At 38.1% G+C, this 13,592-nt stretch carries 11 protein-coding genes; 9 read left to right on the top strand and 2 right to left on the bottom strand.

Annotation, left to right across the window (positions count from 1 at the left end; genetic code table 11):
* Positions 1–12: 12 nt before the first annotated feature.
* The gene (gene helD, locus EGT49_RS05520; RefSeq protein ID WP_135372329.1) at positions 13–2,307 is read right to left on the bottom strand and encodes an RNA polymerase recycling motor HelD; all 2,295 of its coding nucleotides are present in this window, start codon (positions 2,305–2,307) and stop codon (positions 13–15) included.
* A 301-nt stretch (positions 2,308–2,608) separates the two neighbouring features.
* On the opposite strand from helD, the gene trpS reads away from it, so the two are divergent.
* The 8 genes from trpS to EGT49_RS05480 all read left to right on the top strand — a co-directional run bounded on the left by trpS (position 2,609) and on the right by EGT49_RS05480 (position 12,096).
* A complete protein-coding gene (trpS, locus tag EGT49_RS05515) occupies positions 2,609–3,625 on the top strand; it encodes a tryptophan--tRNA ligase (protein ID WP_135372327.1) in 1,017 nt (338 codons plus the stop codon).
* 128 nt (positions 3,626–3,753) lie between these two features.
* Entirely contained in the window at positions 3,754–4,191 is a 438-nt protein-coding gene (locus tag EGT49_RS05510; RefSeq protein WP_135372326.1) for a MarR family winged helix-turn-helix transcriptional regulator, read from the top strand.
* A gap of 26 nt (positions 4,192–4,217) precedes the next feature.
* Positions 4,218–5,711 carry an MDR family MFS transporter gene (locus tag EGT49_RS05505; RefSeq protein WP_135372324.1) on the top strand — a complete coding sequence of 498 codons (1,494 nt, stop codon included), beginning with the start codon at positions 4,218–4,220 and terminating at the stop codon, positions 5,709–5,711.
* The gene (locus tag EGT49_RS05500) at positions 5,711–6,436 is read left to right on the top strand and encodes a DUF4811 domain-containing protein (protein ID WP_135372323.1); all 726 of its coding nucleotides are present in this window, start codon (positions 5,711–5,713) and stop codon (positions 6,434–6,436) included. The genes EGT49_RS05505 and EGT49_RS05500 overlap by 1 nt, the downstream gene beginning before the upstream one ends.
* Positions 6,437–7,253: 817 nt before the next feature.
* Positions 7,254–8,531 (top strand): C39 family peptidase, encoded by a 1,278-nt coding sequence (locus EGT49_RS05495; RefSeq protein ID WP_135372321.1) that lies wholly within the window; start codon positions 7,254–7,256, stop codon positions 8,529–8,531.
* A gap of 1,165 nt (positions 8,532–9,696) precedes the next feature.
* Positions 9,697–10,341, top strand: a complete 645-nt coding sequence (locus EGT49_RS05490) for an ABC transporter ATP-binding protein (RefSeq protein WP_135372319.1) — start codon at positions 9,697–9,699, stop codon at positions 10,339–10,341.
* Entirely contained in the window at positions 10,334–11,107 is a 774-nt protein-coding gene (locus tag EGT49_RS05485) for an ABC transporter permease (protein WP_135372317.1), read from the top strand. The genes EGT49_RS05490 and EGT49_RS05485 overlap by 8 nt, the downstream gene beginning before the upstream one ends.
* A 71-nt stretch (positions 11,108–11,178) precedes the next feature.
* A complete protein-coding gene (locus EGT49_RS05480) occupies positions 11,179–12,096 on the top strand; it encodes a Ppx/GppA phosphatase family protein (protein ID WP_135372315.1) in 918 nt (305 codons plus the stop codon).
* Between the two features lies 1 nt (position 12,097).
* On the opposite strand, the gene EGT49_RS05475 is transcribed toward EGT49_RS05480, so the two are convergent.
* Entirely contained in the window at positions 12,098–12,598 is a 501-nt protein-coding gene (locus tag EGT49_RS05475) for a YbhB/YbcL family Raf kinase inhibitor-like protein (RefSeq protein WP_135372314.1), read from the bottom strand.
* Between the two features lie 30 nt (positions 12,599–12,628).
* Between EGT49_RS05475 and EGT49_RS05470 the strand changes: the two genes are divergently transcribed.
* Entirely contained in the window at positions 12,629–13,585 is a 957-nt protein-coding gene (locus tag EGT49_RS05470) for a hypothetical protein (RefSeq protein WP_135372312.1), read from the top strand.
* Positions 13,586–13,592: the final 7 nt, after the last annotated feature.

The raw sequence follows: 13,592 nt of genomic DNA, 5'->3' as shown, positions 1-13,592 counted from the left end.
TTATTTTTGCTGTTATTCACCACTTGGTCCGACTTCTTGTCTGGAAATCAGAGTGGTAGGTTCATCGCTTAGCAATGGAGAAATTTGTTGATCGACACAAAGTGTCAAACTATGCATGGCGCGGGTGCAGATGGTGTATAAGACATCAGTACTACGCATATCAGGATAATTTTTGGCAGAGATGTCATGTCCAATTACGGCATCAAATTCTAATCCTTTAGCCAAATAAATTGGTAGGATCAAAATCCCTTTAGGAATCGAACGGAAGTTAGCATCTACCAATGTCACGATTGATTCGTCACTAAAGTGTGTGTAGATTTGTTCTGCTTGAGCTTGGTTACGAGCAAGGATGGCTACGGTGTCATATTTTTGGTTCAAGGCTTTAGCAGTTTCTTTTAGTCCATAGTAGTAGTTGTCGTCGTTGAAAACCTTAATAACAGGTTCTTCACCTTGACGGGAAAAGGCTTTGACTTCATCGCCGTTAGGTAATAACTTCTTAGCAAAGTTAGTGATTTCAGCAGTTGAACGATAACTTTGATTTAAAGTGATCGTGGTGATGCGTTTCTTTTTGAACAGTTCATTAACTTCAGTCACTAAATCATTTCTTCGATAAGAACTAGTTAAAACATCTTGAGAACGGTCGCCTAAGAGGGTCATCTTAGCATTAGGAAAGGCGTGTTCGATGTATTTTAGTTGAGCCATCGTATAATCTTGGACTTCATCGATGAAGATGTGTTGAATACTGCGGTTGACCCCACCGTCGGTTATGAAGTCACGTAAGTAGAGAATTGCCACGGCATCACTGAGGCTCAATTTGTGGGTTTCGATGTTGTGGTCGATTGATTCAATCATCGTTTGCCAGACACTTTCAGAAACTAGTTTTTGATCGAGTTTACCAAGTAAAAATAGATATTCCTTGTAAGGATTGAAGAAGTAGTTGTTGATCAAAGCGTTGTAGATTGGAGCATAGCGTTCTTTGAGGAATTCTTCGGCGATGATTTCACGTTGGTTAGTCGATTCTTCAATATTGTGATCTGTGATAATTTGTTGAAAATCTTCATCAGACAAGTTGTCGATTTCAGCTTGGACCCAATCTTCGTTGCGGTCTTCATGGATGCGTTTTTGAAGTTGTTTGATCAAAGCGTTTTTAGTCTGTAAGAAGCGGTCAGGGATGTGGTAAGCCGGATTAGTAGCTTGATAGACGGACTCAATTTCTGACTTGGTAAAGAATGGTTTACCTTCAAAGATTACATCCTCAAAATAAGGTGTGTGATCGGGATGTTCATCTTCCAGTTGTCCTAATTTCTCCAGAAAAGCTCCACTTTCCTTGTAAAGCCGCATCTTGACGGTTGTTTCGGGTAAATTGCGCTCGTCTTTTTCGTAACGTTCGAACAAAGTTTCCACTTGCACACCGGTCAAACGTAGCGATAGAAACTCATTGAGGGTAACTTGGCGCATGTTACGTTCACCCAGACTAGGTAAAACTTCGGAAATATAATTGCTGAACAACTTGTTAGGCGAGAACAAAACAATATTGTCGGCATTCATCGTTTCTCGAGAGTGATAGAGCAAATAGGCAACTCGCTGCAAAATTGCCGAAGTCTTCCCGGACCCGGCGACACCTTGAACTAGCAAAATATCGGAACGTGTGTCACGAATGATGACGTTTTGTTCATGCTGAATAGTTGCCACGATACTCTTTAAATATTCGTCGCTATATTCACTCAATACTGACTGCAAGATTTCATCGCCAACGGTTTCGTTTGTATCGAACATGTTGCGAATCTTATTGTGAACGATTTGAAATTGGCGCTTTTTCTTTAATTCAACTTCGGCTGTTCCGTTTGGAGTAGGGTAAGTTACTTTTCCTAAGGTTCCGTTGTAGTAAATTCCGGAAACTGGAGCTCGCCAGTCATAAATCAAGAAGTCACCGTCGTCACTTTGTAGAGTTGAGGTCCCGATGTAGAGCGTATCGAGTTCGCCATCTTCGACGATATCGATGCGGCCGAAGTAAGGTGAGCCTTGTAGGTTTTCTAGTTTTAACTTATTAGAATTTAAAATATTTTCATTTTCGACAGCTAAGGCAACTAATTGTTTCTGTTGTTGAACGGAAGCGTTAGTTTCCATTTGGTCATCGACTTCGGTAGTATTGACCTTAGTATTTTCACCGTAGTTTCGTTCGATTCGGTGAGTTTCTTTATGAGCTTGGTCGATACTCTGTGTAATTTTTTCGATTTTGTCGTCAATTTTTTCGGCAACAATATCAACGCGTTTTTGTTCGTCTTGTTTAGATTGATTAATCGTCATTAAAAATACCCCTCGTTGACAATTTGTCGTTTTTTCATTATGCTAATAGCAATTAAAGTACATTAAAGCATAATCATTTTTAAGTACTAATTCAAGTAGTTGCTTTCAGAGAATAGCTTCTAGGCTGCAAGAGCTATCGACCTTGTTTTAGGAAATGGGTACGGGTAGCTCCCTTAGCGCCAAGAGTGGTAGAAAAATTTCTACAAAACAGGTGGCACCACGTGCAAGCGTCCTATTGTAATACAATGGGCGCTTTTTTTGTACCCCGATTTTGTTTTAGTGAATCGATGGAGGAAAAGACATGAAAACAAATACAATTTTAACAGGTGATCGTCCCACAGGTAAGTTACACATTGGTCACTATTTAGGTTCATTGAAAAACCGTGTGAAGTTACAAAATGAAGGCAAATACAAGATGTTTATCATGATTGCTGATATGCAAGCCTTGACGGATAATGCTCGTGATCCACAAAAAGTTCGTAACAGTTTAGTTCAAGTTGCCCTTGATTATTTGTCAGTCGGCATCGATCCAAGTAAAACTAATATTTTAGTGCAATCACAAATCTCTGCTTTAAACGAATTAACAATGTATTATCTTGATCTTGTCAACGTTTCTCGTTTGGAAAGAAATCCAACCGTTAAATCAGAAATTAAGCAAAAAGGCTTTGGTCAAAGTATCCCAGCCGGTTTTCTAACTTATCCAGTCAGCCAAGCAGCCGATATTACAGCTTTCAAAGCTGATACCGTTCCAGTTGGTGACGACCAAGAACCAATGTTGGAACAAACTCGTGAAATTGTCCGTACTTTCAACAACACTTATAACGTTGATACATTAGTTGAACCAGAAGGAGTCTTCCCACCAAAGGGTCAAGGACGCTTGCCTGGTATCGATGGTAACGCCAAGATGAGTAAATCATTGGGCAATTGCATCTACTTGTCAGATTCAGCTGATGAGGTGACAAAAAAGGTTATGTCAATGTACACTGATCCCAATCACGTACACGTCGAAGACCCCGGTAAGATTGAAGGTAACACTGTCTTCACATACCTTGATGCTTTCGGAACTGATAAGGAAAAGATTGCCGAACTTAAAGAGCACTATCAAGCTGGTGGTCTAGGGGATGTAAAGGTTAAACGTTATTTAAATGATGTCTTACAAGAAATCCTCGAACCAATTCGCAACCGTCGTGCAGAATATGAAAAAGATATTCCTGGTGTTTACGATATTCTTAAAAAAGGTAGCGAAAATGCCAATATTGTAGCTAACCAAACTTTATCTGAAGTTAGAAAAGCCATTGGGGTTAACTATTTCGACTAGTTTCTGAAAATAAAAATAGTTTTACAGAAAAATGCTATGCTTAACTCTTGATTTTATCAAGAGTCGGGTGTAGCATATTTTTTGTTCTAAAATATTAAAAGTTTTTTTGAAAAAAATGAGGTGATAAAGTGGACGACTATAATTTGGTTGGTTTTGCCATGCGTTACACGATGGTCAAAAAGCGAATTGCTGCTAGTTATTTGAAAAAAGAGGATTTGAATACTTTTGAAAGTATCCTTTTGGCAATTGTCTTTAAGCATGGTGAATGCACCCAAGATAAGCTCGGAGAAATCACTTTATTCGATGGCGCAAGTATTGCGCGTGCTTTGAAAAAACTAGAGGATCGCGGATTTGTATCCCGGCAGGCTGATCCTAACAATCGTCGTAAGAAAATCGTAACAATTACTGACGCAGGCTTGAATCTTTATGGTGAAGTTCGTAAAGCTTTTCAAGATAGTAATGACATGATTTTTAAAGGCATAACTTCTGAAGAACAAAAAGAATTAGATAGTATTTTAATGAAGGTTTACAAAAATCTTGATGATATTGAAATACCAACTAAATAAATTAAGAGAAGAGGAATATTGTTATTATGGCGAATAATAAAGCAATTGTGGATGCACACGGGAAACCTTTCAACCGTAATCTATTGGTGTTAGTGCTTCTTGTGGGTACATTCTGTACGGTTTTAAACGGTACAATTTTAACAACAGCTTTTCCAACCTTGATGAAAGAATTCAACGTCACAACTTCTGATGTTCAGTGGTTAACAACTGGATTCTTGATGGTCAACGGAATTATGATTCCCGTTACCGCTTGGTTGAGTAATAATTTCAGTACAAAAATTTTATATATTATCGCAATGTCGACCTTTTTAGTCGGTACGATCATGGCCTTTGTGGCTCCAACCTTTTGGGTTATCCTAGCAGGACGTTTGATCCAAGCGGTTGGTGTTGGTATTACCATGCCTTTGATGCAAGTGGTAATGCTGTCAATTTTCCCAACTAATCAGCGTGGTGCCGCCATGGGATTAGGTGGTCTAGTTATTGGATTGGCTCCAGCGATTGGACCAACACTATCAGGTTTCATCATTGATAACTTTGAGTGGAGAGCTCTTTTTGGAATGATCATTCCAATTGTTATTTTAGTTTTGATTTTAGCATTTTTCTTCATGCGTCCAGTTATTCAAACACATCGTACAAAATTAGATGTATTATCATTGGTTGAATCAACTCTAGGTTTTGGTGCTATCCTTTATGGATTCTCATCTGTCGGTGACGACGGTTGGGGTTCAATGACCGTTATTGGTTCAATCGTTGTTGGTATCATTTTTATTCTCTTGTTTGGTTATCGTCAATTACACATGGACAAACCATTCTTGGAATTACGGGTTTTCACCGAAAAGAAATTTGCGATTGCCGCTGCCTTGTCATCAGTTACTAACATGGCGATGGTTGGTGTTGAAATGGTCCTACCACTTTACCTTCAAATCGTGAAAGGGATGTCAGCTTTCCATTCTGGATTGACTTTGCTCCCAGGGGCTTTGATGATCGGTGTTATGAGTCCAATCACTGGTAACGCCTTTGATAAGTATGGACCAAAGGATTTGGCTCGCATGGGAATGTTCCTGTTAACAGCCGGAACAATTCCTTTCTTGTTCTTGACTAAGCAAACACCAGTCTTGGATATTGTGGTTCTTTACATGATCCGGATGTTTGGTATTTCCATGGTCTTGATGCCCGTTACAACTGATGGTATGAACGCCTTACCATTCAACTTGATGAGTCACGGTACAGCTGTTAATAATACAGTTCGCCAGGTTTTCAGTTCTATGGGTACAGCTATTTTGGTCAGTGTCTTGACTAATGTAACTAACAACTTGAAACCCGGACAATCAATTTTAAAGGCTACTCCATTGGCCTACCAAGATAAGTTCTTCAGTGCTACTTTGAGTGGTTACCATGCAGCCTTTGGTGTTGCCATCTTCTTCTGTTTAGTCGGATTCTTGATCACCTTTATGGTTAAGGGCAGTGCTAAGTCAAAAGAAGTTACAATCGAAAAGACAGAATTGGCAGGTGAAGAATAATGGTTTTGATTTCAATTTTAATTTTTGCAGCTTTAGCCTATTTCTTCGCTGTCTTTCTAAAGAATAAAAAAGTCGGCTACAGTCTATGTTTTACCTTCATCGCACTATTTATTGTCGGTTTAGTAATGTTGATTTCCAATGAATACAATCATTTTGGAATGGAAAAAGTTACGACCGAAAAGACCCAACAGATTCAATCGGTTCAAAAGGGAAGCAATTTGTTGTTGAGAAAAGATTTGGGAACTAGTGGCAAAGAGAACGTCTACGTTTACCGTACACCAGCGACCGCTAAAGCCAAGAAACCTCAAACAACTAAAGTTAATCTGCACGTCAAGAATATTGTCAAGACCGGTGATTATGCAAATGCAACCTTGACGAAGAAAACGACACGTTGGAAATATAAGAATGGATTTTACTCTTTCTTGTTTGGCATTTCAGACAACAATAAAGAATTCGTTAAACAGACGAACACCTTCAAGGTTGGTCAAGATTGGTTAGTTCTCACAACTACCCAAGCTAAGCAACTCCAAAAGAAAATGAGCAGTAAATCATTCAAGCAACAAATGAAACAAGAAGGCGAAGCTTTCGTTAAGGCAGCAGTTGTCAAAGCAATGCAAGCAAATCCTGCCATGACAAGCAGCCAACAAAAACAAGTTATGCAACAAGCCCAAAAAGAGTTCCAAGCACAGGCTCAAGCAAAACTAGTCGAAGAAATAACAAAATAATATTGATTTTGATATGGAGTCGAATACGTTAAGTGTTTGGCTCTTTTTTTAGTTTGGTGGTAGATGCATGCCGTCTTCCGCAACAGCTCTGGGAAATGCTGGAACACGGTGGGCGCAACTTGAAGCCATTTTCAAACCCGGAAAATGTCTCCAAGATTGGCCTTCTACGTAAGCGCTAAAGCGCTAAGTAGAATTTCACGGCTGAGCATTTCCCAGAGCTGTTGTTCCAGACTGGATTTCACGTTTTTGCAGTTGTCTCTGTGGAATTTGAAGTGGATTCGGTTCTATTCGAGGTAAGCATAAAATTGATTTATGATCTGGATACGTTATGATCAATTGAATTTTGGTTAGTAAGATTTTATAAAAAATGAATGGAAGACATTACTAGAAATGCAGTAAATTGTAGCAGACTAATAATGTCTTCTTTTTTGTACTGTTCATTTTTCTATTATGAATAGAGGTAGCAATTAAACTATAAAAATACCAAGCATCATATATGAATAGAATTAATATTCCTAAAATAATGGAAAACAGATAAATCATAGATCCGTTATTCAGTCCGGAATAGCAAAGCCGATTTGGCTCAGTGGTGAAATTTCACTTAACGCTTTAGCGTTTAGTGAAAGGCCGAGCTTGGAAATGCCGCGCACTTTGCGGTAGTTTCAAGTCGTGCCCACCACGTTCCAGCCAAAATCGGCTTTGCTATGGAGGACGGCATACTTCTCCCAATACTCAAAATCCAGAAGAAATTGTATCTAATTTTTCATATTGAAATTTAATGTAAACTCTCTCATAATTGTTTTCGAAAGGGGATATTATGGGGATTAAAAAACAATTACTTTTTGCAACTTTGTTTGCATCTAGCTGCCTATTGTCAACAACAGTAGTAAAAGCTGATACAACAAATGTTCAAGAGGAAACTCAACCAACGCAACAAGTACAACAACCAGTTTCACAAGCTACACAAACAAAAACTACATCAGGGGATGCTGTCGAAAGTAGCTCAAAAACTGAAACAGACCAAACTCAAAGTGTTCAAGCAAATAAACAAAACGGCACACAAAATTCTGTTTCGACACAAGCTGATTCACAAGCTCAAACTACTGCAGAAAATACTCAAGTAGAACAAAATGCGACGACTCAAGCTACTCAAGTCCAAAATTCATATCAGGATACAGCGGTGAATGGTGTTTTCACAATCGGTAACCAAACAGTCACTTTGTATGACAATAATGGCAATTTGATCACTAATCGTCGCTTGATGGCAAATACTGCCTGGCGAGCAGATTATCGTCGAGTTAATAACGCCAATAATAAGCAATATTATCGTGTGGCTACAACCGAATACGTTGACGCTACAACGGGAACATATAAAGATTATGCTCAACCATACTCAGGAGTTGTAACAGTAGTTTATAAAAAAGGTGCTAGTGTTCACGATTTTCAAGGTTTTGGTGACAAGGCAGTATATTTAGGAAATAATTTACCAACTGGAAGTAGTTGGAAAGTAAATAGTAAGGCCCAATTTGGTGGTAAGAATTGGTATCAAGTTGGTAAGGACACTTGGCTGCCTCAAGATTATGTAGTTGAATCAAGCGGCCAATACAAGGAAGCCAACTGGCTTTCAGGTGTACCATTGATTTCACAACGGCCAGAATTACCAAATGGCTGTGAAATTACCGCAGTTACGATGATGTTACAATATGCCGGTGCTAAAGTTAATAAAATGCAAATGGCTAGAGAAATGCCACGGAGCGGAGATCCTAACTATGGTTATATCGGACAACCTTGGGACGGAACCGGAATTACAATTTTCCCATCAGCTTTGATGAGCCTTGTGGAAAAATATGCCGGGTCAGCCAAAGATTTAACTGGTCAAACATTTAACGCCGTTAAATATCAAATCAATATTGGACATCCAGTCGTAACATGGAACACACTCCACGGTTTCCCATACCACGCTTTAGTTGTAACTGGCTATGACAAGAATTATGTCTATTACAATGATTGTTGGACAAACCAAACGACTCAAATGGGAATCAACCAATTTATCAATAATTGGAATACCCAAAGAAGACGTGCAATTAGCTATTAAAGAATTGTGATGGTTCTTTTTGGGGGATGGTGGTTAGATGCCGTCTTCCGCAACATTTCTGGGAAATTGCTGGAGAATGTGCGCACGACTTGAAGCCTTTTTCAAACCCGGAAAAGGTCTCCAAGTTCGGCCTTCTAGTAAGCGATGAATCGGTTCTCATCTTAGTTTGGTTATAAAAGTTACAGAAATGCTTTATTAATGGTATTTCAATTAGTAGTGACTTCTTGTTTTTCCCATTTTTATGGTAAACAGATAAAAAAATAAAACTGGAATCTAGTCTGGAGCACAATCCCTGTGATGACTCAGCCGCCATATTTTCCTTATCGCTTTAGCGATTAGGAAAAGACCTAGTTTTGAGATTTTGCGTACTTTGCAAAAGCTCAAAATAGCGTCGGCAGCGTTCCAGCTCATCACAGGGATTGTGCGGAGGACGGCAATTTACACTAACTCACTAACCAAACTAGAACGAGATCCGATGAATCGCTAACTAGAATTTGACGGCTGAGCATTTCCCAGAACTGTTGCTCCAGACTGGATCCGATTCTTTGCTGTTATTTCAGTAAATTCTGAGTGGGATATGGGTTCTATTCAAAATTTACGCAGAACTGATTTAGAGTCTGGATACGTTGTAATCATTTGAATGTTAATTAGTAAAATTTCATAAAAAATAGTAGAAGACATTACTAGAGATGCAGAAATTGCAGCAAACTAGTGATGTCTTCTTTTTTATACTGTTGGTATTTCTATTTTGAATAGGTAAGCAATTTGATTATAAAAATATCAAACACTATATATGAATAGAATTGGTATTCCTAAATGAATGGAAAGCAAATAAACCATAGATCCGTTATTCAGTCCCGAATAAAAGCCGATTTGGCTCAGATGTGAAATTATTCTTAGTGCTTTAGCGCTTAGAATAAGACCAAGCTTTGAGATTTTGCGTACTTTGCAAAAGCTCAAAGTTGTGCCCAGCACGTTGCCTCCAAAATCGGCTTTGCTATGGAGGACAACATACTTCATCCCCCTGTCATATTATTCGTATTTTGAGTACCAATTACATAGTAAATTTTGTATGATTAATAAGGATATTTGTAAGCTAATAAATAGATTATGCACAATAGAATTGTGATAATGGTAATTAAGAATGATTTTTAGAGGTGATATTGTGGAAAAAGTTTTTGAGGTACACGATTTATCTTATACAGCTGGGGATAAAGAAATTCTTAAACATATCAATTTGGAGATTGAAAAAGGCAAATACATCACGGTCATTGGACCTTCAGGTAGTGGGAAGAGTACACTGATGCGTATTTTAGCGTCGATGATTTCCGCTACATCCGGTGAAGTGATCTTCGATGGAAAAAGAATTGAAACTTATGAGCCAACTACATACCGTCAACGTGTTTCTTATGCTTTTCAACAACCAACTCTGTTTGGTAAGACCGTGCGCGAGAATTTGAACTTTCCATTTGAAGTTCGAAATCTTGAATTTGATGAAGGAAAAGTTAAGCAATATTTGAAGATGGTCAATCTTGATGAAAGCTACATTGATAAAAGTGTCAATGATGTTTCTGGTGGGGAAAAGCAGCGGATCGCCTTGATCAGAAATTTGATTTTTCCACCGGAAGTGTTGATAACTGATGAAGTTACCGCCGGACTAGATGTGGAAAATAAAACAATTGTCCACGAAATGTTACAACAGTTTAATCAACAAGGAGTAACAATTCTGCGCGTTACTCATGATGAGTCAGAAATTGAAGCCTCACACGATACGATTACGATTAAAGATGGGATGGTGCAAAATGTCTAATTTAACAGTGTCTAATTCTACTTTAATGTTGGGATTTGTCTTAGTTCTAGTTGCGTTAGTGATTGGTTACTTTGAAAAATTACAGATCAATAAAGATATTTTAATTGGTGTTATCCGGGCCATCGTTCAATTGTCGATTGTGGGATACATTTTGAAATTTGTCATTAAAGCCGATGATATTTGGCTAACAGCCGCTTGTTTTGTGATCATTGTGATCAATGCATCCTACAATGCTGGTAAGCGTGGCAATGGGATTCCTAAGGCTTTTCAGTCGTCACTGTTGGCGATTTTTGTCGGAACGACAATTACTTTAGGAACACTAGTTTTAACTGGTTCAATCAAGTTTATTCCCGAACAAATAGTTCCAGTTACCGGTATGATTGCCAGTAACATCATGGTCGCCATTGGCCTTTGTTACCGCAATATGAAGCAAACTTTTACCGACCGTCATCAACAAATTCTTGAGAAATTAGCCTTGGGTGCCGATGTGAAATTGGCGTCACTCGATATTTTACGCGATAGTATCAAGAGTGGTATGCAACCGACGATCGATTCAATCAAGACGTTAGGTTTGGTTAGTTTACCAGGTATGATGTCCGGATTGATTTTTGCGGGAGTTGATCCAGTCAAAGCTATTAAATACCAAATTATGGTTACTTTTATGCTCTTAGCTTCAACTGGTCTAGGTTCAATTATTTCTTGCTATTTAGGCTATCGTCAGTTCTTTAATGAACGTAAACAATTAAGAAATGAACTAATTTCTTAGCTATGTGAAAAATAGGTCTACTATGTAGGCCTATTTTTTTATATAATTGATACAATGGGATGTGATGTAATTTGAAGTTAGCAGTTATCGAAATTGGATCTAACTCCATTAGAACATCTGTGTATCGATCTTCAAAAAAGAATCGTTTTAAAACGTTGGATCGTTGGCGTGAGCCGGTTAGATTGGGCAAATCTATTACCCAAAGTCGACTTTTGACCAATGAACAGATTGAAGAAACAATTGATGTTCTAAAGAAATTTCAAACGCGAATTGAAAGGTACCAAGTAGACCGAACTAGTTTGATTGCTACGGCAGCAGTCAGAATGGCTAAGAATCAGGAACAATTGATCTTTGCTGTTTTAAAAGAAACTGGTCTCCAATTAGAAATCATCAACGAGCAAGAAGAAGCTTATTATGACTACGTGGCAGTCAGAAGTACGATGCGGATAAAAGACGCACTGATTGTCGATGTTGGTGGCGGTAGCAGTGAAATTAGTTTAGCCAAGAAAGGACGCTTAAAGCATGGCTTGAGTATTCCGATTGGAGCAATTTCAATTTCGGATTTGTATTTAGCGAGTGATCCAATTAAACAAGAAAAATTAAGAGCGGCTCGAAAAGATATTGACGAACGACTAGATCGACTAGGTTGGATGAATACTAATGCCACCTTCGTTGGTTTAGGTGGTACGTTGCGGGCTGTAACGAGTATTTTGAATCGTGAAAATAAGAAAAAGAAGACACTTCACAATTCGGTGATCACGACTAAACAAATTGATGAACTTTTTGATAAGTTGATTCATTTGTCAGTTGAAAAGCGTAGTCAAATCAAAGAATTGAGTGATGGCCGTTATGAAGTTATTTTAGGTGGAATTTTGATAATTTCAGAAATCATCAAAAAAACCCCCTCGACCGAAATTCGTTTTTCAAACTTTGGCGTGCGAGAAGGTTATGTCTTTAACTATTTTCATAAGATGCATTTGAAAGAGTGAATTAGGCACGACTTGGAATGGTAATTTGAGCACTGCTCAAGACATGTCCAGTCATTTTGTGCAATAATTCATTCATCCAGAAACCATTTTCCAAATCAAGATTATCATCTAGTGCGAACACTTTGAGAATGTAATCATGGGTTTGATCGGGTGGATTAGGACCGTTGTATCCAGTTGGAACATCGGATCCGTCAAGTAGAGGACTAGCAGAACTATTCTTTCCTTGAACGACTGGATTTTTGGCTAATTGACTGAAGTTTTCAGGGATGACTTGAGAACTAGGAATATTAGCAGCAGTCCAGTGAATCCATTCAAATCCACAGACGGGAATTGAATCAGGATCAGTAAAAGTCAAAGCGATAGTTTTTGTTTCTGCTGGAAGATTAGATAATTGAATTGGGAAACTGATAATAGGTTTCCCATTTTTTATTTCTTCAGGAGCAGCGTATTTGCCATATTTATCGGGCAACAAATTGTTGGGTAAATCAACTTTGATATCCATATAAAAATCTCCTTTGAATGAGGTGTAGTAATGAAACAAATAGATAATAGTGATCTATCTACTAATATTGTAGAACAGGTGCAAAAGATTGAACAAGCTAATAATAAGAAAATCAGTATCTATGCTGATTACTCGGATCAAGATTTTCTAACACTTGACCAAGCTAGTCACGAAATTAAAGGTGACGAAATTAAGATTATTATCACGAATGAAAAGTTCCGTGATTTCGTTTTAGCACATGAGTTGTATCATATTGAACTAGAATTGTCAGACGAGCCAAGTATCAGTTGTGCAGTAACTTCAGGTAAGCCTGACTATGATGGACGAATTTTAGCCATCGCTAATTCAGTTTTTGAAACATTGGAACACGTCTCGGTTTTGAAGTCACAACAAGCTGATGGTACTTACAATGATGAAACTAAGGCTGAGTTCTTGAAAGGTATCGATGCTGCTTTGAATCCGAAGGTACAACTAGACCTTGCCAATATGCGGTTTTATCGGACTTTGATCATGTTCGATGGTATTATTTTTGGTGAACACGCCAAAGATAGTGAGTGGAAAGATGAATTTCCAAGTTCATACAAGTATGCTAGTCGTTTGGTCAAAATTGCTGAAGCTAACGATTTAAGTGATTCATTCCACTTTAGAAGAGCTCTAGTTAACGCGCTTGATACTTACAATGAAGTTATTCTAGAGAATGGCTATGAAGGTTTAGGCTATCACGAATTTTTGAATATTACGCCGGTACTTTCCAAGCGTCAATTGCGTTTAGAATTGAATCAAGTTTACCAAGTTAAACATTCAGCTTTTAAGAATCGTGCAACTGGTAAAGATGCCTTTGTTTTGCTAGGTATCAATGATGGACAAAGTGTGACAACTCTAGATATCGACCCTAATAAAGTCACACCAGAGTTTTATAAAGCATTCTATCAATATAAAATTGAAGATGTTTTCAAGAAAGAAGAGGTCAGATTTTTAACTAGATAGGAGGAGT

Origin of the sequence: Companilactobacillus suantsaicola (genome assembly GCF_004745525.1) — a bacterium.
GTDB lineage: Bacteria > Bacillota > Bacilli > Lactobacillales > Lactobacillaceae > Companilactobacillus > Companilactobacillus suantsaicola.
This window is presented reverse-complemented; position numbering and strand designations above follow the sequence as displayed.

What these genes read in the sequence shown, in the direction of transcription:
- helD (WP_135372329.1), bottom strand. Translation starts at nt 2,307, where the DNA reads ATGACGATTAATCAATCTAAACAAGACGAACAAAAACGCGTTGATATT.
- EGT49_RS05505 (WP_135372324.1), top strand. Translation starts at nt 4,218, where the DNA reads ATGGCGAATAATAAAGCAATTGTGGATGCACACGGGAAACCTTTCAAC.
- trpS (WP_135372327.1), top strand. Translation starts at nt 2,609, where the DNA reads ATGAAAACAAATACAATTTTAACAGGTGATCGTCCCACAGGTAAGTTA.
- EGT49_RS05500 (WP_135372323.1), top strand. Translation starts at nt 5,711, where the DNA reads ATGGTTTTGATTTCAATTTTAATTTTTGCAGCTTTAGCCTATTTCTTC.
- EGT49_RS05495 (WP_135372321.1), top strand. Translation starts at nt 7,254, where the DNA reads ATGGGGATTAAAAAACAATTACTTTTTGCAACTTTGTTTGCATCTAGC.
- EGT49_RS05470 (WP_135372312.1), top strand. Translation starts at nt 12,629, where the DNA reads ATGAAACAAATAGATAATAGTGATCTATCTACTAATATTGTAGAACAG.
- EGT49_RS05485 (WP_135372317.1), top strand. Translation starts at nt 10,334, where the DNA reads ATGTCTAATTTAACAGTGTCTAATTCTACTTTAATGTTGGGATTTGTC.
- EGT49_RS05475 (WP_135372314.1), bottom strand. Translation starts at nt 12,598, where the DNA reads ATGGATATCAAAGTTGATTTACCCAACAATTTGTTGCCCGATAAATAT.